The 25,126-nt window shown below is 69.8% G+C and carries 29 protein-coding genes and 3 tRNA genes; 19 read left to right on the top strand and 13 right to left on the bottom strand.

The features are described from left to right. Window positions 1-2: 2 nt before the first annotated feature. Window positions 3-1,196, top strand: coding sequence for an acyl-CoA dehydrogenase family protein (locus tag FDZ84_RS09930; protein WP_168585655.1), 1,194 nt, complete (start codon window positions 3-5; stop codon window positions 1,194-1,196). A gap of 97 nt (window positions 1,197-1,293) precedes the next feature. Here the strand turns inward: FDZ84_RS09930 and FDZ84_RS38725 are convergent, their stop codons facing one another. Further along, window positions 1,294-1,866: a hypothetical protein gene (locus tag FDZ84_RS38725; RefSeq protein WP_168585654.1), complete on the bottom strand. Its 573-nt coding sequence runs from the start codon at window positions 1,864-1,866 to the stop codon at window positions 1,294-1,296. Window positions 1,867-2,129: 263 nt separating this feature from the next. Further along, entirely contained in the window at window positions 2,130-2,351 is a 222-nt protein-coding gene (locus FDZ84_RS09920; RefSeq protein WP_168585653.1) for a heavy-metal-associated domain-containing protein, read from the bottom strand. A 248-nt stretch (window positions 2,352-2,599) separates the two neighbouring features. Here FDZ84_RS09920 and FDZ84_RS09915 point away from each other — a divergent pair, with 248 nt between their 5' ends. The 5 genes from FDZ84_RS09915 (at window position 2,600) to FDZ84_RS09895 (ending at window position 3,723) form a co-directional block, all read left to right on the top strand. Next, a complete protein-coding gene (locus FDZ84_RS09915) occupies window positions 2,600-2,839 on the top strand; it encodes a hypothetical protein (protein WP_168585652.1) in 240 nt (79 codons plus the stop codon). A 125-nt stretch (window positions 2,840-2,964) separates the two neighbouring features. Beyond that, window positions 2,965-3,162, top strand: a complete 198-nt coding sequence (locus FDZ84_RS09910) for a hypothetical protein (RefSeq protein WP_168585651.1) — start codon at window positions 2,965-2,967, stop codon at window positions 3,160-3,162. A gap of 286 nt (window positions 3,163-3,448) precedes the next feature. Next, a tRNA-Glu gene (locus FDZ84_RS09905) sits at window positions 3,449-3,521 on the top strand. Between the two features lie 23 nt (window positions 3,522-3,544). Beyond that, window positions 3,545-3,621, top strand: a tRNA-Asp gene (locus FDZ84_RS09900). 28 nt (window positions 3,622-3,649) lie between these two features. Continuing rightward, a tRNA-Phe gene (locus FDZ84_RS09895) sits at window positions 3,650-3,723 on the top strand. Window positions 3,724-3,888: 165 nt separating this feature from the next. Here FDZ84_RS09895 and FDZ84_RS09890 read toward each other — a convergent pair. Then, window positions 3,889-4,215, bottom strand: a complete 327-nt coding sequence (locus tag FDZ84_RS09890; protein ID WP_246868908.1) for a hypothetical protein — start codon at window positions 4,213-4,215, stop codon at window positions 3,889-3,891. Window positions 4,216-4,480: 265 nt separating this feature from the next. On the opposite strand from FDZ84_RS09890, the gene FDZ84_RS09885 reads away from it, so the two are divergent. Beyond that, window positions 4,481-6,124: an ABC-F family ATP-binding cassette domain-containing protein gene (locus tag FDZ84_RS09885; protein ID WP_168585650.1), complete on the top strand. Its 1,644-nt coding sequence runs from the start codon at window positions 4,481-4,483 to the stop codon at window positions 6,122-6,124. Window positions 6,125-6,236: 112 nt separating this feature from the next. After that, on the top strand, window positions 6,237-6,542 hold the full coding sequence (locus tag FDZ84_RS09880; protein ID WP_246868907.1) for a hypothetical protein: 306 nt from the start codon (window positions 6,237-6,239) through the stop codon (window positions 6,540-6,542). Between the two features lie 153 nt (window positions 6,543-6,695). Here the strand turns inward: FDZ84_RS09880 and FDZ84_RS09875 are convergent, their stop codons facing one another. Further along, entirely contained in the window at window positions 6,696-7,343 is a 648-nt protein-coding gene (locus FDZ84_RS09875) for a YitT family protein (RefSeq protein ID WP_168585649.1), read from the bottom strand. 61 nt (window positions 7,344-7,404) lie between these two features. Here FDZ84_RS09875 and FDZ84_RS09870 point away from each other — a divergent pair, with 61 nt between their 5' ends. Then, entirely contained in the window at window positions 7,405-8,850 is a 1,446-nt protein-coding gene (locus FDZ84_RS09870; protein WP_168585648.1) for a PLP-dependent aminotransferase family protein, read from the top strand. A 716-nt stretch (window positions 8,851-9,566) separates the two neighbouring features. Here the strand turns inward: FDZ84_RS09870 and FDZ84_RS09865 are convergent. Beyond that, window positions 9,567-10,307 carry a hypothetical protein gene (locus FDZ84_RS09865; protein ID WP_168585647.1) on the bottom strand — a complete coding sequence of 247 codons (741 nt, stop codon included), beginning with the start codon at window positions 10,305-10,307 and terminating at the stop codon, window positions 9,567-9,569. Between the two features lie 268 nt (window positions 10,308-10,575). On the opposite strand from FDZ84_RS09865, the gene FDZ84_RS09860 reads away from it, so the two are divergent. Both FDZ84_RS09860 and FDZ84_RS09855 read left to right on the top strand, forming a co-directional pair. Next, window positions 10,576-11,700: a S8 family serine peptidase gene (locus FDZ84_RS09860; protein WP_246868906.1), complete on the top strand. Its 1,125-nt coding sequence runs from the start codon at window positions 10,576-10,578 to the stop codon at window positions 11,698-11,700. Window positions 11,701-11,741: 41 nt separating this feature from the next. Next, entirely contained in the window at window positions 11,742-12,125 is a 384-nt protein-coding gene (locus tag FDZ84_RS09855; RefSeq protein WP_168585646.1) for a hypothetical protein, read from the top strand. Between the two features lie 102 nt (window positions 12,126-12,227). On the opposite strand, the gene FDZ84_RS09850 is transcribed toward FDZ84_RS09855, so the two are convergent. The 6 genes from FDZ84_RS09850 to FDZ84_RS09825 form a co-directional block, all read right to left on the bottom strand. Next, window positions 12,228-13,064: an aminoglycoside phosphotransferase gene (locus tag FDZ84_RS09850; protein WP_210435498.1), complete on the bottom strand. Its 837-nt coding sequence runs from the start codon at window positions 13,062-13,064 to the stop codon at window positions 12,228-12,230. Further along, window positions 13,064-13,810 carry an ATP-binding cassette domain-containing protein gene (locus tag FDZ84_RS09845; protein ID WP_168585645.1) on the bottom strand — a complete coding sequence of 249 codons (747 nt, stop codon included), beginning with the start codon at window positions 13,808-13,810 and terminating at the stop codon, window positions 13,064-13,066. The genes FDZ84_RS09850 and FDZ84_RS09845 overlap by 1 nt, the downstream gene beginning before the upstream one ends. A 7-nt stretch (window positions 13,811-13,817) precedes the next feature. Beyond that, window positions 13,818-14,684: a radical SAM protein gene (locus FDZ84_RS09840; RefSeq protein ID WP_246868905.1), complete on the bottom strand. Its 867-nt coding sequence runs from the start codon at window positions 14,682-14,684 to the stop codon at window positions 13,818-13,820. A 339-nt stretch (window positions 14,685-15,023) separates the two neighbouring features. Further along, window positions 15,024-15,362: a hypothetical protein gene (locus FDZ84_RS09835; protein ID WP_168585644.1), complete on the bottom strand. Its 339-nt coding sequence runs from the start codon at window positions 15,360-15,362 to the stop codon at window positions 15,024-15,026. Then, complete coding sequence (locus FDZ84_RS09830; RefSeq protein WP_168585643.1) at window positions 15,359-15,568, bottom strand: hypothetical protein; 210 nt, start codon at window positions 15,566-15,568, stop codon at window positions 15,359-15,361. Before FDZ84_RS09830 ends, FDZ84_RS09835 begins: the two co-directional genes overlap by 4 nt. Then, window positions 15,565-15,804, bottom strand: a complete 240-nt coding sequence (locus FDZ84_RS09825; protein ID WP_168585642.1) for a hypothetical protein — start codon at window positions 15,802-15,804, stop codon at window positions 15,565-15,567. The genes FDZ84_RS09830 and FDZ84_RS09825 overlap by 4 nt, the downstream gene beginning before the upstream one ends. A 145-nt stretch (window positions 15,805-15,949) precedes the next feature. Here FDZ84_RS09825 and FDZ84_RS09820 point away from each other — a divergent pair, with 145 nt between their 5' ends. From FDZ84_RS09820 to FDZ84_RS40345, 6 genes are all read left to right on the top strand, one after another. Next, entirely contained in the window at window positions 15,950-16,822 is an 873-nt protein-coding gene (locus FDZ84_RS09820) for a helix-turn-helix transcriptional regulator (RefSeq protein ID WP_168585641.1), read from the top strand. Beyond that, window positions 16,797-16,997: a DUF397 domain-containing protein gene (locus FDZ84_RS09815; protein ID WP_168585640.1), complete on the top strand. Its 201-nt coding sequence runs from the start codon at window positions 16,797-16,799 to the stop codon at window positions 16,995-16,997. Before FDZ84_RS09820 ends, FDZ84_RS09815 begins: the two co-directional genes overlap by 26 nt. 271 nt (window positions 16,998-17,268) lie before the next feature. Further along, complete coding sequence (locus tag FDZ84_RS09810; RefSeq protein ID WP_371812821.1) at window positions 17,269-17,457, top strand: S8 family serine peptidase; 189 nt, start codon at window positions 17,269-17,271, stop codon at window positions 17,455-17,457. A gap of 86 nt (window positions 17,458-17,543) precedes the next feature. Next, window positions 17,544-18,128 (top strand): RNA polymerase sigma factor, encoded by a 585-nt coding sequence (locus FDZ84_RS09805; RefSeq protein WP_168585639.1) that lies wholly within the window; start codon window positions 17,544-17,546, stop codon window positions 18,126-18,128. Beyond that, entirely contained in the window at window positions 18,125-18,598 is a 474-nt protein-coding gene (locus FDZ84_RS09800) for a hypothetical protein (RefSeq protein ID WP_168585638.1), read from the top strand. Before FDZ84_RS09805 ends, FDZ84_RS09800 begins: the two co-directional genes overlap by 4 nt. Next, window positions 18,595-21,216: a CHAT domain-containing protein gene (locus tag FDZ84_RS40345; RefSeq protein ID WP_305852029.1), complete on the top strand. Its 2,622-nt coding sequence runs from the start codon at window positions 18,595-18,597 to the stop codon at window positions 21,214-21,216. The genes FDZ84_RS09800 and FDZ84_RS40345 overlap by 4 nt, the downstream gene beginning before the upstream one ends. Window positions 21,217-21,402: 186 nt before the next feature. On the opposite strand, the gene FDZ84_RS09790 is transcribed toward FDZ84_RS40345, so the two are convergent. Then, window positions 21,403-22,572: a pyridoxal phosphate-dependent aminotransferase gene (locus FDZ84_RS09790; protein ID WP_168585637.1), complete on the bottom strand. Its 1,170-nt coding sequence runs from the start codon at window positions 22,570-22,572 to the stop codon at window positions 21,403-21,405. Between the two features lie 433 nt (window positions 22,573-23,005). Here FDZ84_RS09790 and FDZ84_RS09785 point away from each other — a divergent pair, with 433 nt between their 5' ends. Then, window positions 23,006-24,214 carry a DUF445 domain-containing protein gene (locus FDZ84_RS09785; RefSeq protein ID WP_168585636.1) on the top strand — a complete coding sequence of 403 codons (1,209 nt, stop codon included), beginning with the start codon at window positions 23,006-23,008 and terminating at the stop codon, window positions 24,212-24,214. 62 nt (window positions 24,215-24,276) lie between these two features. On the opposite strand, the gene FDZ84_RS09780 is transcribed toward FDZ84_RS09785, so the two are convergent. Next, window positions 24,277-24,822 carry a CGNR zinc finger domain-containing protein gene (locus FDZ84_RS09780; protein WP_168585635.1) on the bottom strand — a complete coding sequence of 182 codons (546 nt, stop codon included), beginning with the start codon at window positions 24,820-24,822 and terminating at the stop codon, window positions 24,277-24,279. Window positions 24,823-24,921: 99 nt separating this feature from the next. Here FDZ84_RS09780 and FDZ84_RS09775 point away from each other — a divergent pair, with 99 nt between their 5' ends. Continuing rightward, entirely contained in the window at window positions 24,922-25,065 is a 144-nt protein-coding gene (locus FDZ84_RS09775; protein ID WP_168585634.1) for a hypothetical protein, read from the top strand. The last annotated feature ends 61 nt before the right edge of the window (window positions 25,066-25,126 follow it).

Raw genomic sequence — 25,126 nt, 5'->3', positions numbered from 1 at the left:
CGATGGTGGATCACCGGCTCAGCGAAGAGCACGAAGCCCTGCGCGAGAGCGTGCAGACCTTCGCCCGCAAGGAAGTCGCCCCGGTCATCGGCGACTACTACGAACGCGAGGAATTCCCGTACCCGCTGGTGCAGACCATGGGGCGGATGGGTCTGTTCGGGCTGCCGATCCCCGAGGAGCACGGCGGCATGGGCGGCGACTACTTCGCGTTGTGCCTGGCGCTGGAGGAGCTGGCTCGTGTCGACTCGTCCGTCGCGATCACCCTGGAGGCCGGGGTCTCGCTGGGCGTCATGCCGATCTACCGGTTCGGCAGCGACGAGCAGCGGCGCACCTGGCTGCCCCGCCTGGCGGCCGGGGAGATTCTCGGCGCGTTCGGCCTGACCGAGCCCGGCGGCGGCTCCGACGCGGGCAGCACCCAAACCACAGCGGTGCTCGACGTAGGGGGTACCTCGCGCTCGAGCGAACCCGAGAGTGAGGGAGAGTGGGTGATCAACGGCTCCAAGGCGTTCATCACCAACTCCGGCACAGACCTCACCGGCCTCGTCACGGTTACCGCCGTCACCGGGCAGAAGCCGGGCGGCGGCAAGGAGATCTCCACGATCATCGTGCCCGCCGGAACCCCGGGCTTCACCGTCGCGAAGAAGTACTCGAAGGTCGGTTGGAACGCCTCCGACACCCATGCGCTGTCCTTCGATGACTGCCGGGTGCCCGCCGCGAACCTCCTCGGCGAGCGCGGCCGCGGCTACGCCCAGTTCCTCGCGACGCTCACCGAGGGCCGGGTCGCGATCGCCGCGGTCGGCGTCGGCCTCGCCCAGGGCTGCGTCGACGAATGCCTGCGCTACCTGGGTGAACGAGAGGCCTTCGGCCGCAAGATCGGCGAGTACCAGGCCATGCAGTTCAAGGTCGCCGACATGGAGTTGCGCGCGCACACCGCGCGGCTGGCCTACTACGACGCGGCATCGCGGATGGTGCGCGGCGAGCCGTACAAGAAGGAGGCCGCGATCGCCAAGCTCGTCTCGTCGAACGCGGCGATGGACAACGCCCGGGACGCCACGCAGATCTTCGGCGGTTACGGGTTCATGAACGAGACGCCGGTCGGGCGTTTCTACCGGGACGCCAAGATCCTGGAGATCGGCGAGGGCACCAGCGAGGTCCAGCGCATGCTGATCGCCCGGGAACTCGGCCTGCCGGCCTGAGAGAAAGGGACGGCGGAGGCCTCGGGGGGCGGCCTCCGCCGGCCATCAGGTCAGTGGTCGGGGATCGGGTCGGGGGTTGGGTCGGGTTTCGGGGGGATCAGCGCCGGAACCGCTCCTGCGGCACGGTGATCTCGTCGGTCTCCTCGATGCCGGGGTAACCGGCCGGCACGTCGTAACCGGCCGGAGCGTCGTAACCGGCCGGCACGTCGTAACCGGCCGGAGCGTCGTAACCGGCCGGAGCGTCGTAACCGGCCGGAGCGTCGTAACCGGCCGGCACGTCGTAACCGGCCGGCACGTCGTACTCCGGCGCGGGCCGGAAGCCCTGCTGCGTGTCCTCGCCGGGCCACACCGGCCCCTGGCCGCTCGGTGCCGGGCCGCTCTGCACCGGCTCCTCGTCGGCTTCCGCCAAGTGCTGCATCACCCAGTCACGGGCCAGCGCTGCCGGCGAGGTGCCCTGCTTGAAGGCGAGCTCTCGCAGGCGTTCGTTGGCCATCAGGGGGAGCCGCAGCTGGTAGACCTGTGAGGCGCCGAAGCGGCGTCCGGACCCGGTGGATTCGACGCTCTCCTCAGGGGCCAGCGCAGCCAGGTACGACTCGAACTCATGATCCGGTTCGGCCGGGTGGGCAGACTTCTGCTGCCGTCGGCCGGTCTTGGTTCGTCCTAGAGCCACCGGCACACGATAACGGTTGTGTTGCGACCCGCGAGTCGCTGTGAGCCCTATCACCGCTCGCCGAGTCGCAGAAAAGCGCTCCCACCTGCGCTTTTGTGATCGTGATGAGAAAGCGGAGGGCCCCCGCGCCAGGGGGAGGAACGCGGGGGCCGGAGGGGATCTCCACAGGTGCTGACCGGGGGTCTGTCAGCGGACCGATTGTGGCACGTCGCAGGACGTTGTGGGGAGCTTTCGCCGCAGGATTGCTGCATCCCGGTCGCTGCTCAGTTCGCGCCGGGCCACCCCGCGATCGTGTACCCCGCCTCGGTGATGGCCGCCGCCACCGCGTCCCGGGTGAGCTCCTGCTCGCTGGTCACCGAGACCTGCCCGCTCTCCACCGAGACCTGCACGCCGCTGACGCCGGGCAGCTCCGAGAGCTCCTCGGTGACTGACTTGGCGCAGTGGCCGCACGTCATGCCGCTAACGACGAACGTCTGACTGCTCATGAAAGTTCCCTCCTGGCAGATTTCTGCCACGACTCGATGCGGGTTCCGCCGCAAACTGTCCCGAACGTCCAGTGTGGACGATCGTGGCGGGGGGTGGCTCAGGGGGGTGTGACCAGGGCAATATTCGAAGTGGATCGAGGTTCCCCACGCGATTACTCTGCGTCGAAGTCAAATCACTCTCTGGGGGGCTGCGGGTGTTGACGACCTGTGGATAAATTGCGCCCGGAACCCGAGGCCGGGGAGGCGTCATGTACGGGTCACTGGACGTACGGAAGTTCTTGTGGCAACACGAAGACGGGTCTTCGCGGCAGTCGTCCGCGGTGCCCGCGCCGCGCACCGGCGAGCCCTCGCGGATCTCGTCGGAGCAGGTGCACCGGGCCCGGATGGCGGTCGCCCGCAGCGCGGAAAACGCCGAGGACTGCAAGCTCCTGCTGGACATGCTGGGATTGGCGCCCGACGACGACGGACAGCCGCCGGTCACGCGCTGACCGGGCGTCCGCCGTGCCGCCGAGGTGCGCTTTCGGGGCGTTCGTCGAGCGGCGTCGGCAAGTCGGCGCCGGCTCGAACCCGGCGGGCGGGATGGTCGGATTCGCGGTAACTTCCGGTGGCGTAGTTGATCATCCGTTCGTGGACCGCGTCGCTCGGGCGGCGGATCGCGGACGACCTCGTCTTGCCGGATGGGCTGGCCGACCGCTTCGGCGAGACCTGGCGCGTGGTGCTCGCCGGGATCGCCCGGGAGAGGACTGGCGCGCGAACCCCGAACCGACGGGTCGATCTTGAGGCGCGGATCACAAAATCGCCATCTGTCTGATTTGTGCGCTTTTCGGGTTCGGGACTCGCCTCGTGGGGTGCTGGGTGCTCGCCACCCTGCGTCGGCGATGGGGTGCCAAGATCCAACAAAGCGGCAGGTCAAATGGCTATCATCGGAGGCTGTCCCGCGTCGGATCGGTGTCGCGAGGGGGTGTCATGCGGCTTAAGGGACCCCCCGCCTTGGGGGCGCTGAAGGCATGTCGTAAGCTTTCATCACTGCCAACGGGGCGCTCCGAAAAGGGGAAAGCCGGTTGGAGGCAAGGCCGGGTCGGTTTCGAATCGGCCAAGCCCCCATCGTCTAGCGGCCTAGGACGCCGCCCTTTCAAGGCGGTAGCGCGGGTTCGAATCCCGTTGGGGGTACGAACAACTGAAGATAGAAGCATGGCCCAGTGGCGCAGTTGGTTAGCGCGCCGCCCTGTCACGGCGGAGGTCGCGGGTTCGAGTCCCGTCTGGGTCGCCAAGGCGAACGGCATTGAGCCGACGCTATCGGCCAGGTAGCTCAGTTGGTACGAGCGTCCGCCTGAAAAGCGGAAGGTCGGCGGTTCGACCCCGCCCCTGGCCACCGCTCGTAAGCCGCGAAAACAGCCCCCGTCGGTTTCGGCGGGGGCTGTTTCGTTTCAGTCGGTCTTCCGGGGTGTCAACGGCGTTCCGTCGGGCGGCGAGGTCGCTTCGGAGGGCGTCCGTCACATGCTGGCGCTGCGGTCCAGCTCCCGGCTCTAGCTGCGCTCTAGTCGCGCTCTAGCCGGGCGCCTCCTCGCTGCGTTCGTGCAGCGAAGACATCTGAGCGTCGAGTCCGGCAGCGGCCTCGGCTCCGCGAGGTGATGTGCTCGATCGGATCGTGCTCGTGGGCGTAGTCGAACTCCTCGCTCCAGATCCGCAGCTTGGTCATGAGCTCGTCGACGCCGAACTTGTGCACCATCAGCAGGTCGCCGGTCCGGCGCATGAAGGCGAGGGCGTCGTCGCGGTCCATGTCGCCGAGCTGCTCGATGGCGCTGCGTTGCGGATAGGGCCACCCGCGCGAACCGCCGCGCGGTGATATGTCCCCGGAACCCATCGACGCTCCTTCCCCGCTGCTCGATTCCAGCCTAGGCCGGGCCGTATGACCGGGCCTGCGCTCAGGAGCGGGGCGAGAGGATGAAGACATGGATCTCCCGGTCTCCGGCGCGTTCGCCGCAGGTGTCGTAGAAAAGCGGGAGGCCGGCGGTTCGACCCCGTCCCTGGCCACCGCGAGAACCAGTCAATTCGACCCTTACCGGGATCGGTAGGGGCCGCCTGCTTCCGCGGGGGCTTCCGGGGCTGTTGTTATTCTCGGCGGTCTGATGTCTGCGACTCTCGTTGCCTCTGATCTCGCCGCCGGGCACGGCGACCGCTCCCTGTTCACCGGGCTCGACCTCGTCGTCGCGCCCGGCGATGTGATCGGGCTCGTCGGGGCCAACGGCGCCGGGAAGTCCACGTTGCTGAAACTGCTGGCCGGGCTCGACGCGCCGGAGCGCGGCGAGCTGCGCCTTTCCCCCGCCACCGCGATCGTCGGTTACCTGCCGCAGGAGCCCGATCGCAGGCCCGGGGAGACGGTGAACCAGTTCCTCGCCCGTCGCACCGGCGTCGCTGCGGCGCAGCGCGCGATGGACGAGGCGACGCAGGCCCTTACAGAGGGCGCGCCAGGCGCCGACGACGCGTACGCCGCGAGCCTGGATCGCTGGCTGAGCCTGGGCGGTGCCGACTTGGAGGAACGCGCCGACGGCGTCGCGGATTCGCTTGGCCTGTTCGTCGAGCTCGACCAGGCCATGACCTCGCTTTCGGGCGGTCAGGCCGCCCGCGCGGGCCTGGCCTCGCTCCTGCTGTCCCGCTACGACGTGTTCCTATTGGACGAGCCGACCAACGACCTCGACCTGGAGGGCCTCGAACTCCTGGAAACGTTCGTGCGCGGGCTGCGCGCCGGCACCGTCGTCGTCAGCCACGACCGCGAGTTCCTCACCCGCACGGTCAACAAGGTCCTCGAACTCGACCTGGCCCAGCAGCAGATCAACCTCTACGGCGGCGGCTACGACGCCTACCTGGAGGAGCGCGCGGTCGCGCGCAGGCACGCGCGGGAGGCGTTCGAGGAGTACGCCGACAAGAAGTCCGCGCTGGAGGCGCGTGCGCACATGCAGCGCGCCTGGATGGACAAGGGCGTCAAGAACGCCCGCCGCAAGGGCACCGACAACGACAAGCTCGGCCGCAAGGCCCGTTCGGAGACGACCGAGAAGCAGGCCTCCAAAGCACGGCAGACCGAGCGCCTGATCGAGCGGCTCGATGTCGTCGAGGAGCCGCGCAAGGAGTGGGAGCTGCGCATGGAGATCGCGGCGGCGCCCCGATCCGGGGCGGTCGTCGCCACCCTGCGCGAAGCGGAGGTGCGGCGCGGCGACTTCACCTTGGGACCGGTGACGCTGCAGGTCGACTGGGCCGACCGCGTGGCGATCACCGGTGCCAATGGTTCGGGCAAGTCGACGCTGCTCGGGGCGCTGCTGGGGCGCGTCCCGCTGGATGCGGGGTCCGCGGCGCTCGGCTCCGGCGTCGTCGTCGGCGAGGTCGATCAGGCACGCGCGCTCTTCCACGGCTCGGAGTCGCTGCTCGACGCCTTCTGCGCGGCCGTGCCCGACACCGAGAACGCCGAGGTCCGTACGCTGCTCGCCAAGTTCGGTCTCAAGGCCGGCCACGTGCTGCGTTCGGCCGCCACGCTGTCGCCCGGCGAGCGCACCCGGGCCGCACTCGCCCTGCTCCAGGGGCGCGGGGTCAACCTCTTGGTGCTGGACGAGCCGACGAACCACCTCGACCTGCCCGCCATCGAACAGCTGGAGTCGGCCCTCGATTCCTATGCGGGCACGCTCCTGCTGGTGACCCACGACCGCCGCATGCTCGATGCGGTGCGAACCACCCGCCGCCTGGAGATGTCGGGTGGCAAGCTAGCCGAGACCTCGCCGTGAGTGCTCCCGTCGTCAGCCTGTGACGTTGGAGCATTGGTCCGGAAACGTTCGCCGCCGCCGGGCTGGAGACGGCGTTCGACCGACCTGATGACTGTCGTGCCTCGGCGGTAGCTTGATCGACGGCATCGATACGGAAGAGCGGGCTGCAACAGGGATGGTGGCCTACCCGGCACGATCGCCGCGATCTGACCGCGAGCCGGTCGCGTTCGCGACCGTGGAGGGATCGAGGCATGCCGGACAACGACGAGCCCGCGCGCTGTGCCTCACCTGCGGCGGACTCCGGAAGCTCGGCGAGCCGCGGGTGTACGTCGTGCAGGCCACCGAGGACATGCGGACCGGGATGACCATGACCGAGTGGCGGACCCGCCCGCAGTGCCAGGGCAAGCGCCACCTGTCAGGCCTGTATCCGCCTGCCTGACCTGCACCGCTGCGCAAGACGAGGCGGAAACCAAGTAGGGACGCCCCCGCGCTCAACCGGCCTGGGGGTTACCGGGAGTGCGGGGGCGTCAAGGTCCACCCCTGGGGGTCAGGTGGACGGCGTCCATGCTACTTCGTGGTATCCCGGATGTCTCTAGGGGCAGAGATCTTTTTTCTCCCGGACCGCCGCGAATCGCAGGAAGAACTGGGCCAGCGGCCCGATGGCGAGCGCGTAGAGCACGGTGCCGACGCCCACCGTGCCGCCCAGCAGCCACCCGGCGGCGAGGACGCAGAGCTCGATCAAGGTGCGGACCAAGCGCACCGACCAGCCAGTTCGGGCGTGCAGGCCGGTCATCAGCCCGTCCCTCGGACCCGGTCCGAGCCGCGCGCCGACGTAAACTGCCGTCGCGAAGCCGTTGAGCACGATGGCGCCGATCATCACCGAGATCTGCCCCGGTAGCGCGTCGATCGGTGGGGTGAGGCCCAGGGTGATGTCCACCGCGATGGCGATGACGACAACGTTGGCGACCGTGCCGATGCCGGGCCGTTGCCGCAGCGGCAGCCAGGCGAGCAGGACCGCGACGCCGGTCAGCGCGGTGACCGCCCCGAAGCTCCAGCCGAGGCGTTGCGCCAGGCCCTGGTGCAGCACGTCCCACGGGTCCAGGCCGAGTTGCGCCCGCACCATGAACCCCATGCTGGCGCCGTAGAGCACCAGACCGCCGATGAGCTGCCCGAGCCGGAGCAGCGGGCGGGTCCGGATGGAGAGCGGTGAGAGGTCCACAGGGATCGAGATCGAGGCCATGAGGACTTTCTAGAACAGAATTGGACTTAAAGTCGATAGCCAATCAACTACAATTGGACTTATGGTCTTCGCCCCGTCCGCGCACGTCCCCGGCCGCAAGCTCGTCGAGCTCCTCGGTTCCTGGGACGGAACAGCACGCCCGTCCTCCCAGACGCTGGCCGCGGCGCTGCGGCAGCTGGCGTTGGACGGCCGACTGCCGCCGGGGACTCGACTTCCGGCGGAACGCGAGCTCGCTGATGCCCTCGGGGTCAGCCGGACCCTGATCGCGCGGGCGCTCGACCGGCTCCGGGAGGACGGTTTCGTGGCCAGCCGGCGCGGCGCCGGGTCGTGGGTGAAGCTGCCGGACCAGGAGCGCGACAACGAATCCCACGGCGGCTGGTTCCCTACCGCGGGCACCGAGGTGCTGAACCTCGCGCAGGCCACGCCGAGCGCACCGCCGGAACTGTGCGCTGCGGTGGATCGGGCGCGCTTGCGGTTCGCAGAGCACCTGTCCGGTCACGGCTACCAGCCGCAAGGCCTGCCGGTGCTGCGCGAGCGGATCGCCGAGCGCTACGCGAAGCGGGGACTACCGACAGGCCCGGATCAGATCCTCGTCGCCAACGGGGCGCAGCACGGCTTCGCGCTCCTGTTGCGGATGCTGGTGTCGCCGGGCGAACGCGTGCTCGTCGAGCACCCGACTTACCCGAACGCGCTGGAGGCGATCCGCGGCCTCAACGCGACCCCCGTCGCGGTGCCGATGGTCGAGGACGGCTGGGACGTGGAGCTGCTCGCCGCGAGCCTGCGGCAGACATCACCGCGGCTGGCGTACCTGATCCCGGACTTCCACAACCCGACCGGCGTCCGGCTGGATGCGGGCGGCCGGGCCCAGCTCGCCAGGGCGCTGGCCCGCACCTGCACAACAGCGGTCATCGACGAGACGCTCGCCGAGATCGACCTCACCGGCGCCGAAGCGCCGCTACCGATGGCCGCGTTCACCGATCGGGCAATCCTCGTCGGGTCGGCCAGCAAGTCGTTCTGGGGTGGCCTCCGGCTCGGCTGGATCCGCGCGTCCCAGGACTTCGTGCAGCGCATGGTGATCGGCCGCGCCGCGATGGACCTCGGCAGCCCGATCCTCGAACAGCTGGCGCTGGCGGAGCTGCTGCAGGACGCCGACCAGGTGCTGGAGCGCCGGCGCGTCGAGTCGATCGAGCGCCGCGACTGCCTCATCGCGGCATTGCGCGAGCACCTGCCGCATTGGCGCTTCCGCGTCCCCGACGGTGGCCTGGCCCTGTGGTGCGACATCGGAGCACCGGTCAGCAGCCGGCTTTCGGTGGCCGCGGAGCAGCACGGTGTGCGGGTGGCACCGGGGGCGCGTTTCTCGGTGTACGGGTCGCTGGAGCGCTGGATGCGAGTGCCGTACACGTTGCCGGGCGACCAGCTGGAAGAGGCGATCCGCCGCCTCACCGCGGCGACGGCATCGGTGCCCGAAGGCCCCGGCAACACCATCCTGACGGCGCCGATCGCCTGAGAACAGGTTTGCGCAAATTGGCTTGTGTGGCGGTGCGGGTGGCAGAACCCCGGACGCCGTCTGGACCCCGGAAGCCCCCACTCGCGAATGTCCAATACGCGGCATTGGGGCTGGCCTCGCCAAGAACCCCGACTGGGCGGGCACTGAGAGCCTGTCGGCGAATGCCGTCCGCGCCTTTGGAAGCGGCGTAGCCGCTTGCATTCACCTTGCCAAGACGACCATCGGCGGGTTCTGAGAGGTTTTCTGGCGAGGACGGCCCCTCCGCCGCGTATTGGACATACATCAGGAGGGGCACCCGCAGTCCAGGGAAGCTCTCAGGTTCCGCTAAGCGACCACCCACCCAGACCATTCACCAACAGGCTCTGAGAACCCGGGGCGGTGCAAGTTGTGAAGGGGCGGGAAGCGGCTTCGCCGCTTGCCTGACGCCCACCTCACCACACAATTTGCGCTACCTCTAAAACGGCGGACCGCCCGTCGGCACGGCCCCTCGTCGTGCCGACGGGCGGTTTCGGGCGCCGCCCCGGTGCCGCAGGGGCATTGCGGCACCGGGGCTTTGGGGACCGGGCCCGGTCCTCGGCGTTGCGTCTGGTCATTGACGTTGCCGGGGATGGGCCGGGGCGCCCCCGATTCCGATCCGGCCGGGCGCAGACGGCCGGCTCGGAGCTGGTGGGTGCGGATGTTTCCCAGCATTGCCGCCGCAGCGGCTCGGCGCAGCGTCAGTCGGGCGATGTCGATGGTTCGAAGGACAAGATGCCGGTCGTCGGCCGGGTTTCCCGGTTGTCGACGCCGGTGGACACCGGTCCGGACGGGCTCGGGTCGGCTGGCAGTATCACCAGCAGGCCGCGCAGCCCGCCGCCCCAGGAGGTCGATCCTGCGGACAGCGTGGTGGCCGGTGCGGGGGACACCGGAGGCTCCGGTGCCGGTTCGGTTGGCGGGGTGACGCGGGACGGGGCTGACTCGTCCGGGCCCCTCGGCTTCGGGATGATCCGAACGGTCGCATCGGGGACCGGGGACTGCTTCGGCCGCAGCGCGGCCTGGTCGTTGCTGGTCGGCGCGGCGGTGCGCTGCTGGACCGGCAGCGGGTGTGGCGGCGGCACCGGCGGGGCGCTGTCGGTTTCGTCGGTGACCGCGCCGGGCTGATCGGGGTTGGCGTTCGGCAGCGCCGGGGCCTCGATGCGGGGCGGTTCGATCTCGGGTTTCTCGACCATGGGCCGCGCGACCGGGTCGAGTTCGGGCCACGCGGGGGCGGGGTTCGCGGGGTCGGGGTTCGCCATCGGGTCGAGGACGATTTGCTCCACCTCGACCCGGAGGTGGTCGTTCTCGGGCAGTTCGACGGCATCGGCCGCTGCTGCCGCACCGAGCCATCCGGCGATGCTCAGGCCGCCGATGAACGCGGCCCGTACCGCGAGCGTGCTGAGCCGCGACCAGGGACCGCGCTGCGCGCAGGTTCCCGTCACGGTTACCACCGCCTGTCGGTCGGGTCCGCGCGGCAGTGCGCGGCGTCGGGCGTCGGGCGCGCCGGGGGTGATCGGCGCGGTATGGGCATTCAACCACCTGCGGTGGCCGTTTCGGGCCACCTACAGCGACGAGATCGGTGGTTGGTCTTGCATTCTCCACGCAATCGGGCTAGTGGGAAAGATCTCACGCGCCGTCGGACGGGTGAGTCGGCTACCGACGGCGGCGTGTCCGCTGTGGACGGACGGGCCGCCCGGCACAGTGTCCGTTGTGGATCAAGAAGCTGAAATTCGGCTCAGCGTAGGCGAACTCCAGCAGGTGTGGGCTGCTTATGGGCATGATCTGCTGCTGCACGATCCCGGTGGGAGCGGCGAGTGCCTGGTGCGGCGGGGCGAGTTGATCGCGCCGGCCAGCGTCCTGGATCCGGTGCTCGACCGGTACCGCCGTTGGGTCGACTATGTGCAGCACGACGACGAGTTGCTGCTGGCCAGGGTTCGGTTGCGCGGCGCGGAGCGGGACCGGTGCGTCGACCTCGCCCGGGAGGCCAGCGTCGCCGTCAACCACGTGCACTTCGGTTGTCCGGTCATGTTCGGCACGCCGGTGATGTTCGGGACCGGGGCAGATGCTCTGCCCGGGCCGGTGCTCCCGGAACCGCCGGTGGGGCAGTGGGATCCGCCGGTCGTGGTCGGCGTGCTCGACACGGGGTTCGATCCGCATCCGTGGTTCCGGGATCGGCCCTGGTTCGAGGCCGTGCCGGAGGAATTGGACGCCGACGGCGACGCCGGTCAGGACCGCCAGGCGGGGCACGGCACGTTCGTCAGCGGTGTGGTGCTGCAACATGCGCCGGGCGTGGTGATCCGGGCGCGCCGGGTGCTTTCTTCGCTCGGGTTCACCGACGACTACACCGTCGCGGCAGGGCTGCGTTCGTTGCGGCGTTCGGCCGAGGCCCGCGGCGAACGCATCGGTGTCGTCGTGCTGACGGCCGGATGTCACACCGCGGATGACGGCTGCCCTCCGATCTTGCGCGGTGAACTGCGCAACTGGCGTGGCACCGTCGTGGTCGCGGCGGCCGGGAATCACGCGCAGAGCAGGCCTTTCTGGCCTGCCGCGCTGCCGTCGGTGATCGCGGTGGCGGCGACCGGTGACGACGGCGCGGTCGCCGGGTTCTCCAATTCCGGGACTTGGGTCGATGCCGCCGCGACCGGGGTGGACGTGGCGAGCAGCTTCGTGCGGCTGGCCCCCGGTGGTGGGCGTCGGTTCGGCTATGCGCGTTGGAGCGGAACGTCCTTCGCCGCGCCGCAGGTGGCTGCCGCCGTTGCGAATGCCTTGCGTGAGGGCCGCGATCCGGACGAGGCACGCGATCTTGCCCGTCGGCATTACCCGTTCGAGCGGTAATTGGCGCGAAGTGAATCTGTAAGCACCTCGACGCCGAGCTCATGGGCCCGTGGAAGGACGGCAAGCCGTCCGCCTGGGGCACGCTCACCGGCCCGCGGACCGTGGTCGCGATGCTGGTGGACCTGCACGACGCACTGCTAGCTGCGCAGCCCAGCCGCTACCCCGGCAAGCAAGGTTCGGGTGTCTGCGGTCGACGCGATCCGCGACAACAACGGTTTGATCTTCCAACTTCCCCGCTGATCGCCGCCGCGGGCAAGACCGACCGGGCCGCAGTCGTCTCCGCGCTGCGCCCGGTGCTCGCCGACGTCGTTGGCCCGGTCATGGCCGAGTCCGTCCGCGCCGCGCTCGGCGCAGACAACCAGGACCAGGCCGACGCGATCGTCACCGAGCTGGCGCAGCGCCTCGCCGGAAAGGACGCTGCCTGATGCCCGACCAGCTCACCGCGTGGCTTCGCACGATCATTCCCACCGCCTGGTCCGCAGCCCCCGCACCCTTGGCGGGTGCGGGGGCGCGTTCTGCGTTGCGGCCTACGGCGCGAGCTCATCGACCAGGCGGCGCAGCGGTATCGCGAGTTCGGGATGGTCGCCCATGTCGACGCGGCGCAGCAGGCGGGCGGCTACGTAGAGCAATGCGGTGGTGCCGGTCGGGATGTCGAGCACGTCGGCGAAGACTCCCCACACGGTCGCCGCGGTGCGGGGTGCCAGCAGGCTGTAGCAGTACAGCGAGGCCGCGTCGGTGCCGACCGGACCGCGGCCCCAGAGCTCCCAGTCGAGGATGCCGAACTCGGGTTGCAGCAGGTTCGCCCAGTGCAGATCACCGTGCACGGTTTCCCACTCCCGCACCTCGATCGACAGGCCGAGCGCATCGTGGACTGCCGTGTGGATGGCTGGTTCGTCCTTGCGCATTCGCGTGGTCGGAGTCGCCCGGATCACGTCGAGGCTGCGGTGCAGCTCGCCCCACCACGCCGACGGCAATTCGACCTCGGCCCGTAGTGCGTCGGTGTCTGAGCACCGCCGGCCGGGCACGTGGGTCATCAGCTCGGCGCGCTGCCGACGCACCTCGGGGATCTCCCATTCGAGGACGTCGAGCACGTGGGGTTTGCGGATGCTGGTGATGGTGTTGGCGTCGGTGTTGCCGGTCCACCAGTCGCCGTCGGCCCACTGGATTTGTTCGGACACCACCCGCAGCCACCGGCGCCCGTCCGGGCCGTTGGTGGGGGAGCTGATCGACCGCAACCGCCACCCGAACACCGGCTCGCCGTCGACCTGCACCCCGAAGTGGTCGGCGGCGCGCGCGAGGTTGCTCCGCATCCACTCGGCGAACTGGCGGTCGGCTTCGGCGACCTCGGCAGCGGTCGGGTCCATCAGTCGATGATGTGCCGGAGGTAGCTGTCCGGGTTGGTCAGGTAGCGGCGCCAGTGGTCGACGAGTTCGAGTTCATCCCACTTGATCCGCCGGAACCCGTGCTCGCCCACCTCGATGATGTCCGCGCCCGGTGTGGCGGCGAGGATCGGCGAGTGCGTCGCGCACACCACCTGCGCGCCGGTCTTGCCGAGCTCGTGCATCAGCCCGACCAGCCGCAGGCAGGAGGTGAACGACAGCGCGGCCTCGGGCTCGTCCATCACGTAGAAACCGGGCTTGGCGAACATCGCCCGGAACATCGCGAGAAACCCCTCGCCGTGCGACATCTCCGCGGTGTTCTCGTCCCAATAGCCCGCAACCCCGCCGAGGTTCTCGGTCATCTGGAACGCGGTTTCAGCCCGCAGGAAAAAGCCTTGCTTCTTCGTGCGGGGCCCGCCGAGCATCCGCGACCCGGCCGCGGTGGTTTCCAGCGTCAGCACTTCGCCGAGCGGGGTCTTGGTCGGGTTCGGGCGGCCCCGCGCCGCGGCCAGTCGGCCGCCGTAGGAATCGAGCTTGAATCCCTCGGCGATCGCCTCGACGAGCGTGGACTTGCCCGAGCCGTTATCGCCAACGAAGAACGTCACCGGCGCCTCTAACCGCAGCCCCTCGTCGAGGAGCTCGGCCACGCACGGCACGGTGAACGGCCACCGGCCACGCTCGGCGCGGCCGGGCCGGTTCGCCTCCCTGACGTAGGCGCGACGGACGAACACAGGACTCCTAGCCGTCGTAGTTCGGCATGCACCCGCCGTTGGGGCCGCAAGGCCCGGTGCCGTGTGGCCAGCAGGACGGATTGCAGGCCGGACCGCAGTTCGGCCCGCACTGAGGATCGCACGCCGACCTCGGCCGAGTGGCGAAGGCGGTCCGCAGTGTCTCGCTGACCTCGCCCGCCCGTGGCCCGGCCAGGATCTCGGCGAGCGCACGTTCCCGCACGTTGCCCACCGGCATCCAGCGGGAGAACACGCAGGGCCACACCTGCCCGGTCGGTGAGATCGCGATCTTGCCATCGCCGCAGTGCCCGCACAGCTGATCGAGCCCGGCCGCGCCGGTGCGCACCCCGCGCCCGACCTGCCGCAACCGGTCGGTTCCGATCTCGGTAAGCCCGAGCGCGCGCAGCTCGGTCACCGCCTGGTCGCTACGCTGCCCCTCCCAGAGGTTCACCACGCCCACCCGCAGCGGGATCGAGCGCCGCAGCGCCTCGGTGATGTTGGCCTTGGTCCGGGCGTGCGTCGGGCGCCGGGTGATCGCGGCGTGCTCGCCGGGGTCGGTGGAGTAGTACGACGTCGCCAGCCGCACGCCCGGCTGCGTGAGCACGTCCCACAGCACCGGGTGGATGCTGACCATATTGGTGAACACCTCGACCTCAACACCGCGACCGAGCGCGTGGTCGATCAGCACCGGTAACGCCGGGCTCAGGGTCGGCTCGCCACCGATGAACTGCACCATCCCAGCGCCGAGCTCGGCGGCCTGGTCGACGACCCGCCGCCAGTCGCCCACCTGCATCAGCCCGTGGCCACCAGTCGGGCCGGACTCGGCGTAGCAGTGCGTGCACTCCAGCTGACATTTCCCCGTGATTTCCAACCACACGAATGATATTCCTGCGTCCACAGTGAACCTCCGAACTCGTTCTCGCGCTGTCCGTTCATTCCATGCGGCGACGGTTCCGTACACCGCTGATCGGGTTGGTCGACGTGCCCCGGTGCCGTTCAAGGTTCGGCACCGGGGCGGTTTCCTCGGGGAGCGCCCCCGGCGCGAGCGGGTCGGTTGCGGCGCGTTGCCGCGCGTCGAACCCCACGAGCCACAACACGAGTGCCGGGTGCTGTCGCGCGCCGGGGAGTTTGGAATCGGCGGGGGTGCACCGAGGGGCGATGCACCCCCGCCGAACGGTCTGGTGCCGGTCGGGGGATTCACGGCACCGGGCCGGGTCTACAGGCTTTGCAGGGCGGCGAGCAGCCGTCGCAGCATGCCGGGGTGCCGTGCCATCGCTTGCCGGTCATCGACCGGCAAACCTGACTCGACCAGTGGCAGGTGTCGGGTTTCCTCGAGGGCGAGCGCATCGGCCAGATCGCCGCGCATTACGACCGGCTCGCGGAGCCGATGTCGGCCATGTCCGCGCGTCTCGGCCTCCACCCGCGCGACCAGATAGGCGACCGTCAGCGCACCCTCGCCGCTACCGGCGTGCTGTGCCGGGGCGTAGTAGAACGTCGCCCACAGCGCGAGCCCGCTAACGCCGAGCAGGCCGCTCGCGACCATCGCGGCGATCATCGCTTTGCCTCCGATAGGTCGATAACAAGCGGTTCCGGCGGCTTTCCGTCACCGCGCAGCGCAGCGGTCACCATCGCGAGCTGGTCGCCGAGTTGCCGGATTTCGTCGTCGCTCCATCGGCCGCGCTCGACGTCGTCGGCGGCGTAGCCGAGCATGAACACCGTTGCGCGGATCATGCGCCCGATGTGGGCGTGCTCGGCGCTCACCGCGCACCCGCCGCCGGCGGCATGGGGCATTGGGCGAGCACGTGCGCCGCCGCGTTGCAGTCCGGGCACGTGTCCCAAAGCCAGGCAAGTTCGCTTGTATCGACGCGGATCGGCCGGTCGCACAACGTCAAGACCTTGTCGTCGTCACGCCATCCGCCGGCCGGGTGCTCGTCACTCGTTGCGTGCCGCAGGCCCTCGCTAGGTGTCCAGCTGAATGGGTGGGGTCGGTAGGGCATGATCGCCTCCGTTCGGTAGCGTCCTACCCAGCTGGCCCCAGGAGTGCCAACTGGCACCATTAACAATGGATCAGTGGTGCCAGTTGGCACAATGCACCGTTCGGTGGAACTCTCCGCTACCCACGGTGCCGCTATCCTGTGGCACATGGCTGGCACCACACCCAAAGCAGTGGCGATCGGCTCCGAGCTTCGGCGTGCTCGTGAGGATGCCGGACTCAGCGCGCGCCAACTGGCGGACAAGCTAGGTCTGTCTCACACGACCATCGGGCGTTGGGAGAAGGGTGAACGCTCGCCACGGCCGGTCGATGTCGCGACGGTGCTTTCAGCCCTCGGTGCGGACAACGGAATCCGCGAAGAGCTTGTCGAGCTGGCCCGCGACACCGACGGTTCGCATTGGGTGGCGACCACCCTGCCCGAGCAGCAACGGCAAATCGCCGCATTGCTCGAGATCGAGCGCGATGCAACCGCGATAACCGATGTCTCGGCGATGCTCATTCCCGGTTTGCTGCAGACCGGGGATTACGCGCGGGCGATCATGACCGCTGGCGGCATCCCTGACATCGACGTGGAGACCCGCGTCGCGGTTCGGCTCGGCCGGAGGGAGGCCATTACGCGAACCGACAGGCCAGCCCGCCTGGTTGCGTTCGTTGACGAGAGCGCGCTTTACCGCATGATCGGCGGCCACCATGTGATGCGCGAACAGCTGCGCTGGCTGCTCCATGTCGCCGAGTGGCCCACGGTCGACCTGCGGGTAGTGCCGGTGGGTGCGGGTTGGCATCCCGGGCTTGAGGGTGCATTCGTCATCGTCGAGCGCGGCGCGGACAACGCACCAGTGGTGCAACTGGAGACTCGGCGATCAGCCTTGTTCCTCCACGAAGCTGCCGACGTCGCCGCATACCAAGAAGCGGCGGCGAGGGTGGAAGAAGTTGCGATGAGCCCAGACGCCACATCTGGGCTCATCGCCGATCTGATCAACAGAATGGATGCGCAACATGACGGTACAGCACGAGCCGGATAACTGGCGGAAGTCCAGCCGCTCACAGAACGGCTCCGCTTGTGTCGAGGTCGGCAGCTTCGGGGACGGCGCCGCCATCCGCGACACCAAGGACCGGGCCGCCGGATACTTCACCGCCGACCGCGACCAGTGGTCGGCGTTCGTCGCCGCGATCAAGGGCGGCAGGTTCGACGCCTGACCCACAACAAAGAAGCGCCCGCCCCGGTAGTCCTGGTACCGGGCGGGCGCTTCCGTTTCCGCGGTCACCACCGCCAGTAGTAACGGCCGTGCGCTGTCCACCGGTTCGGGGCGTACTGGAAGATGTGGAAGGCCATGCCCTTGCCCTTGGCGATGAACTGGTCGCGGCGCAGCTTCTCCCGCAACACGCCGTCGTAGTGCCCGTTGTCGTCGAGCCACCGTTCGTACTGCTTTAGGCGCCGCTGATTGGAGTCGATGCCGCCGCGACCGGGGTGGACGTGGCGAGCAGCTTCGTGCGGCTGGTCCCTGGCGGTGGGCGTCGGTTCGGCTATGCGCGTTGGAGCGGAACGTCCTTCGCCGCGCCGCAGGTGGCTGCCGCCGTTGCGAATGCCTTGCGCGAGGGCCGCGATCCGGACGAGGCACGCGATCTTGCCCGTCGGCATTACCCGTTCGAGCGGTAATTGGCGCGAAGTGAATCTGTAAGCACCTCTCGTTCCTCTTATTACGCGGGAGGACGAAGATCGCGAACGGTGAGAGGTGCTTGGTCGTGCACGAGATCGGGGAGGACGGGACGTCCGCGGTGCTGCTTCGCCGCGCGGCGGCCGGTGATCAGCGGGCGTGGCAGGAGTTGGTGGATCGCAACGCGCCGGTGGTCTGGGGCGTGTCGCGGGCGTTCACCGCGAACACCGCGGACGCCGAGGACATCTACCAGGCAACCTGGTTGTTGCTGGCGGAGAACATGGGGCGGCTGCGCGAACCGGAGTCGTTGCCCGGATGGCTGGTGACCACCGCGCGGCGGGAGTCGATGCGATTGCGCCGGGCGCGGCAACGGGAATCGCCGGTCGGGCTGGATTCCGGCGACCTCGGGCCGCCGGACTACGCCGAGGATCCGGAGCACAAGGTGCTGCGGGCGATGACGAATTCGCGGCTGGCGCAGTCGTTCGCCCAGTTGCCGCAGCGCTGCCAGCAGTTGCTGCGGGTGCTGGCGGTCGCGCCGGAGACGAGTTATGCGCAGGTCAGCCAGGCCCTGGGGATGCCGCGCGGGACGATCGGGCCGAAGAAGAGCCGCTGCCTGGCGGAGTTGCGGCGACGCATGCTGGCCGCCGAGGTGCCGGAGGAGGTGGCGGGATGAACCAGCGGATTCCTGCGGAGCTGCGTGGGTTGCGCGACCTGTTCCAGTCCTGCGACCCCATTCCTGAGCAGGCCCTCGCGGGCGCGTACGCGGCCATGGCCCGGCGCTCGCCGATCGAGGACCCGGTGGTGTTGAAGCTCGTCGGCGACTCGGCGGAGTCGCTGGCCAGGGTCCGGTCCGGGCAGCCGGAGCCGCGGGTGCTGACCTTCGCGATGCCCGGACGGGTGCTGGAGGTCGACCTGGTCCCGACCGTGGACGGCCTGTACCGGGCGTCCGGGATGGTGCTCAACCGGGCGGGCCAGGCGCCGCCGGTCGGCGAGGTCGTGCTTCGCCATCCCGCCGGGGAATGCGCGGGTTCCCTGGACGAGCACGGCGCTTTCCGGGTGGCCGACGTGCCTCGCGGTCCGCTCAGCGTGGTGTTCCGACCGGTTCGGTCGGTGCCCGCCGTTGCCGATTGGTTGGTCTGTTGAGCGCCGGGACGGCGGTGGCACCGCCGGATGCGATCACCGCGGCGCTGTGGTGGCGGGACAACGCCGACGCAGCTCCGGAGATGGCCATGCGCAAGGCAGAGCAACTGCTGTCGGACACCGGCGACGCCGAACTCCGGGTGCTTGCCCGGCACATCGCGGCGGTGGCAGCGGTGGAGCGCGGCCGGGTCCGGCAGGCGCGGCGGCACGCCCGCCTCGGGCTGGCCGCTGCGAACCGCGCCGCGAAACCGGAGCGGGCCGCGCAGCTGCGGCTGACGCTCGCGTGGATCGAGTTGGAGCGAGGCGCGACCGGTGAGAGCTGGGCGCACCTGGTGGCGGCCGAGCCGCTGCTGCCCGCGGCGGACCGGGCGCGGGCGGCTTGCCTGCGCGGACTCCTGCACTGCCAGGGCGGTCAGCATTGCGAGGCGCGAGCGGAGCTGACCCGGGCGTTGCGGAGCCTGTCGGCGGATGACGATCGGCGCTGGATGGCGAACGCCCTGCTGGGGCGAGGGCTGGCGAACCTGTACACGAACAGGTTGACCGCTGCGGAGGCGGATCTGGCCGCCGCAGAACAGGGTTTCGCCTCGGACGGCCGAACCGCGCGGGCGGCGGCCTGCCGGCACAACCGCGGTTGCGTCGCGTTCCGGGCAGGTGATCTGCCGCGGGCGCTGCGGCTGTTCGAGGAGGCGGTCGCCGCCGGGCTGGACGTCAAGTCGAACCCGGAAGCGCTGGTGGACCGGGCGGAGGCACTGGCGGCGGCCGGGTTGATCGGCGAGGCGCGGGCGACGATGGAGCAGGCGGCCGACCGGCTGGTCGCCTGCGGCCGGGCCGGTCAGCTCGCCGAAACCAGGTTGGCGCTGGCCGGTTGCGCACTCCGGGCCGGCGACGTGGTCGCCGCTGCGGAGGCCGCCGGTAGCGCACGACAGCTGTTCCGCGCGCAGCGACGGCCAGCATGGGCGGCGTTGGCGACGGCCATCGGGTGGCAGGCGAAGCTGCGCGGCGGGCAGTGCTCGCGCTACGCGCTCGGAGCAGCGCGGCGAGCGGCTGCCGCGTGCGAAGGGTCCGGGTGGATCGGGCCTGCGGCAGAGTTGCGGCTCACGGCTGGTCGGTGCGCTGCACAAGCCGGGATGCGCACGTTGTCCCGCAAGCTCCTCGCGTTGTGCGTTCCGCTGCGCGACGAGGTCGCGGCGCCTCCGCAGCACCGTGCGTTGGGGTGGCTGGCCGCGGCCTTGCTCGCCGATCAGGACGGGGATCCGGATCGGGTGTTCGAGGCGTGCCGGGGTGGGTTGCAGGCCATGGACGGCCAGGCGGCTGGCATGGCGGCCTTCGAACTGCGCGTGCATGCGCTCGGTTTGGCGGCCGAACTGGGTGACACCGCGATTGGTGCCGCACTGCGAGTCGGTGATCCGCGATTGGTGCTGCGCTGGACGGAGCGGTCGCGGTGCAGCGCGCTGCACCGTCGGGTGCTGCAGCCACCGGCGGATCCGAGGCTGAACTCGGCGTTGGTGCGGCTGCGGGCTGCGGTGCTGGAAGCGCAGGGCAGCCGTGATCCGAAGCGGGCGTTGGGGACGATCGCCGAGCTGGAAGAGCAGGTGCGTCACCGCGCGATGCTGGTGGGAGGTCGCACCAGCGGGCTGCGGGTGCCGGGAGGCGTCGACGACGTGATCGCGGAGCTCGGCGATTCCGTGCTGCTCAGCCTCTTCGCCCGCGGTGATCGGCTGTTCGCGATATCCATTGTGGACGGTGATGTCCGGCTGCACGTGCTGGGCCCGGTGGCGAACGCGGAGGCCCACACGGCCCGCCTTCGGCACCTGCTCGCGCGGCAGGCGATGGGCGTCGCGCGGCACGCAGCGCCGATCTTCGAGACGGGTGTCCGCCGCGCGGCCGAGGAGTTGCAGGCGCAGCTGCTCGCGCCGGTGCTGCCGGCGCTCGAACGAGGCCGGTCGCTCGTCGTGATCCCGACGGGGTGCCTGCATGTGCTGCCGTGGGCGGCGTTGCCCGCGTGCCGTGGGCGCAGCGTGACCGTGAGCCCGTCGCTGCGGTGCTGGCTGCGCGGTGCATCGGATGCCCGGGCCGCGGATCGGGTCGGTGCGCCGGTGTGGGTGGCAGGCCCGGGCCTGGACCACGCCGAGCGGGAGGTCCAAGGGCTGCACGCGGTCGCGGGCGGGCGGCTGCTGGTCGGCGCCGACGCCACCTCGAAGCGAGTGCTATCCACTGTGGACGGGGCGGGGGTCGTGCACATCGCCGCGCACGGCCGGTTCCGGGACGACCAACCGCTGCTGTCCTGCCTCGACCTCGCCGACGGTCCGCTGTACGCCTACGACCTGGACCGGCTGCACCGCGGCCCGACGACGGTGGTGCTCTCGGCCTGCGACGTGGGTCGGTCGGCGGTCAGCCGAGGCGATCAGCTCAGCGGCCTGGCGACGACCTTCCTCGGGCGCGGCACCGCGACGGTGATCGCCAGCGTGGTGCCGGTCCCGGACGAGCGCACGGCCAGCGTGATGGTGTCGCTGCACCGAGCGCTCCGCGAGGGCCGCCCGGCGGCTGCGGCGCTGGCCTGGGCTCAAGCGGAACACGGCGAAGCCGGATTCGTCTGCCTCGGTTACGGAGGTGATCGATGACAGCAACCGGCCACCTTAGCTGAGGCGCTCACCCGCACTTGCCTGATCGGGAAGCCTGCGCGCACTGCGAATCGGAGCCGCGCCCGGGCACCGCCGCAGGACGTCGGGCGACCTACTCATGCCGCGTGGCTACCGCTCTTCAGCGTGGCTACGGCCAAGGGGGGAGCCGGGAGGACTTCGGTCGCGTCAGCGGAGCTTGTGGAGGCGGCGGATCGCTTCGTCCAGGACCTCGTCGCGCTTGCAGAAGGCGAACCGCACCAGGTGCTTGGCGTCTTCCGGGTTGTCGCAGAAGACCTGCACCGGGATCGCGGCGAGCCCGATCCGTTCCGGCAGCGAACGGCACAGTTCGGCGCCGTTCTCGAAGCCGAGTGGCCGGACGTCGGTGCAGACGAAGTAGGTGCCCTCACTGGCGAGCACGTCGAAGCCAGCCTCGGCCAAGCCCTCGGAGAGTCGGTCCCGCTTGCGCTGCAGGTCCTTGCGCAACCGCTCGACCCAGTCGAGCTCGTTGCGCAGGGCGTGCGCAACCGCAGGTTGAAACGGTGCGCCGCCGACGAAGGTCATGAACTGCTTCGCTGCGCGCACGGCGGCGACGAGCTCGGCCGGACCGCAGATCCAGCCGATCTTCCAGCCGGTGGCGCTGAAGCTCTTGCCGACGCTGGAGATCGACAGCGTCCGCTCGGCCATGCCGGGCAGGGTGGCCAGCGGGTGGTGCTCGCGGCCGTCGAAGATCAGGTGCTCGTAGACCTCGTCGGTGATGGCGATCACGTCGTTCTCGCGGCAAACCTCGGCGATCACGGCGAGTTCGGCATCGGTGAACACGGTGCCGGTCGGGTTGTGCGGCGAGTTCAGCACCAGGGCGCGGGTCTGCGGCCCGACGGCGGCGCGCAGCGCCTCGACGTCGAGCTCGAAGCGGTGGTCGGGGCCCTGCCGCAGCGAGACGGTCCGGCGCATCCCGCCGGCCATCGCGACGGCGACCGGGTAGGAGTCGTAGTACGGCTCGATGAGCACGACCTCGTCGCCGGGCTCGACCAGGGCGAGCATCGCGGCGGTCAGCGCCTCGGTCGCACCGACGGTGACCAGCACCTCGTCCTCGGGCCGGTGCTCGACGCCGTAGCGCGCCAGGCGGTGCTCGGAGATCGCGGCCCGCAGGTCCGGTTCACCGGGGCCCGGCGGGTACTGGTTGACGCCGTTGGCGATCGCCTCCTGCGCGACGCGCAGCATGCCCTCGGGGCCATCGGTGTCCGGGAAGCCTTGACCGAGGTTGACCGCACCGGTCCGCCTGGCGAGCTCGGTGATCTCGGCGAAGATCGTGGACGTGAAGGGCCGCAACCGGCTGGTGAGGGCAGGACTACGCACGCCTCCAGAGGGTAGTCGATTCGTGGCCGTTTCCAGACTCACCTAAATGGCCGGTTCCGGTAGCGGAACCTCACAGTCCGGGCTTGTGCGTGGACCGGGGCTGTCCTCGCCAGGCGACCTCTGCGAACCCCCTGACGGCGCGAGTTGCGAGGACGAGCCAAGCGGCCGTGCCGCTTGCGGCTGCCTCTGACGTGCAGCGTTCCGCGTCGCGGTGGCGGTCATGCGCGTGTTTGGAAGGGTTGGAAGGGACTGTTGATCGCGTCCTCCCATCTGCGCATCGCTCGTCCCGGTGGGCCGGTGCGAGGTGGCCGGGGCGGACGGTTTCCGGGATGTCCGGTTCGGGGCGGCTTCGGTGGTTTCCGGACGCTGCCACAATCGGTATGTGCAGCCGACAGCCGTTTCCGACAGTGACAAGCGCCGTGGTCTGCGGCGGATGAAGGCGGTGGCCGGCGGATTCCTGCTGGTCGCGACCCTGATCTACGTGATCGCCAGCTGGCAGGACAACGCTGGCGCCGGTGCCTGGGTGGGGTACGTGCGGGCCGCCGCCGAGGCGGGCATGGTCGGCGCGCTGGCGGACTGGTTCGCGGTCACCGCGCTGTTCCGGCGGCCGCTGGGCCTGCCGATCCCGCACACCGCGATCATCCCGACCCGCAAGGACATGATCGGCCGCAGTCTCGGTGACTTCGTCGGCTCGAACTTCCTGGCCGAACAGGTGGTTCGGGACAAGCTGCGCCGCGCGGAGGTCAGCCGCCGGCTCGGCGGCTGGCTCGACGACGCCGACCACGCGGAGCGGGTCACCTCGGAGCTGGCCACCGCGGTGCGCGGCGTCGTGCAGGTGCTGCGGGACGAGGACGTGCAGGCCGTGCTGGAACAGGCGGTCGTGCGCAAGGTGCTTTCGCAGCCCTGGGGGCCACCGCTGGGCCGGATCCTCTCGCAGGTCTTCGCCGACGGCTCGCACCACAAGCTCGTGGACCTGATCTGCGACCGGGCCTACGACTGGGTGCGGGACAACCACGAAACGGTGCTGCGGGTGGTCAGCCAGCGCGCGCCGTCGTGGTCGCCGAAGTTCTTCGACACCATCGTGGCCGACAAGATCTACGTCGAGGTGCTGTCGTTCGCGTGGGCGGTCAAGACCGATCCGGAGCACCCGATGCGCAAGGCCGTCGACCGGTTCCTGGTGGAGTTCGCGGCCGACCTGCAGCACGACCCGAAGACGATGGCCAAGGCCGAGCAGATCCAGCAGCAGGTGCTGGAGCACCCGGAGGTGCAGAACCTCGTCTCCTCGGCGTGGGGCACGGCGAAGAAGATGCTGCTGGACGCCGCGGAGGACCCGTCGAGCGAGCTCCGGGTCCGGGTGCGCGAAGGACTGCGCTCGCTCGGCCGCCGGTTGGTCGAGGAGCCGGAACTGCAATCCAAGGTCGACGGTTGGCTGGAGGGCGCCGTGGTCTACGTGGTGTCCAACTACCGCGACGAGCTGACCACGCTGATCACGGAGACCGTGGAGCGCTGGGACGCGCAGGAGACGTCCCGCAAGATCGAGCTCCAGGTCGGCCGGGACCTGCAGTTCATCCGCATCAACGGCACCGTCGTCGGTGCCCTCGCCGGCCTGCTGATCTACACCTTCTCTCAGCTGCTGCTCTGAGAACCGGCCTCACCCGAGGAAAACGGCCCGTTCGCCCGCGGCGAGCGGGTCGTTTTCGCTGTTCAGGCGGTGGTGTGGCGTTCCCGCCAAGAGCGGGCCTTCTCGCGGTTGCCGCACACGCGCATAGAGCACCAGGTCCGGGAGCGGTTGCGGGAGCGGTCGTAGAAGGCCCAGAGGCAGTCATCGGCCGGGCAGATCTTGATCCGATCCCACCGCCCGGTGTGCACCAGGCGGGCCGCCGCGACGAGCACGCTGCCGATCGCATCGCCGCCGGTCAACGTCGGAATGCCGTTGTGCAACCGGACCTGCACGGGCCAGGCCGTTTCGAACACCGCATGCGGTCGGACGCCGCAGGACACCGTTGTGCGCATGGCGTCGCGGATCTCGCGCGCCGCATCTACGCCGGGGGCTTTGCCGAGGTCCTGGTCGATGCACCACTGCCGCCACTGCCCGGGATCGTCGAGGGTCTCGGTGCCCTTCTCGGCGTCGCAGGTGTTCAGGAAGGCCAAGACCAGCGCGATGTCGTGGTCGAAGTCGAGTTCGACGCCGTCCGGGGACGACGGGCGATCCACCTCCGGAGCGACAGCTCTGCTGTTCACGAACACCATCGTAAGTCAATAGGGGGTTGTGTCGGGTTGATGTAACCAACATAATCACAACACCGGTTAGTAACCTGCAATCCTGTTTGACAGGTTAGGGTTGTGGTGATGAATCCGATCCGGATCGATCCGTTCGGGTACTCCGCGAGCAGCGGCGAGCCGACCGTGCGGGCGCTCCGGGGTGCCGAGATCGACCGAGCGCCGCGCAAGGGGCAGGCTCCGCCCGGAGCGGCTCGGCCGGTTCGCCACTGATGTGCCTCGGCGACGGAGGCGCTGCGGCCCGGCGCTGCGGTGGACTCCGGTCCGGCTCCGC

The sequence above is a fragment of the Saccharopolyspora sp. ASAGF58 genome (assembly GCF_012277335.1).
GTDB classification, from domain to species: domain Bacteria; phylum Actinomycetota; class Actinomycetes; order Mycobacteriales; family Pseudonocardiaceae; genus Saccharopolyspora; species Saccharopolyspora hattusasensis.
Note: the sequence above shows the minus strand (reverse complement) of the source record. Positions and strands in the feature narration are given on the sequence as shown.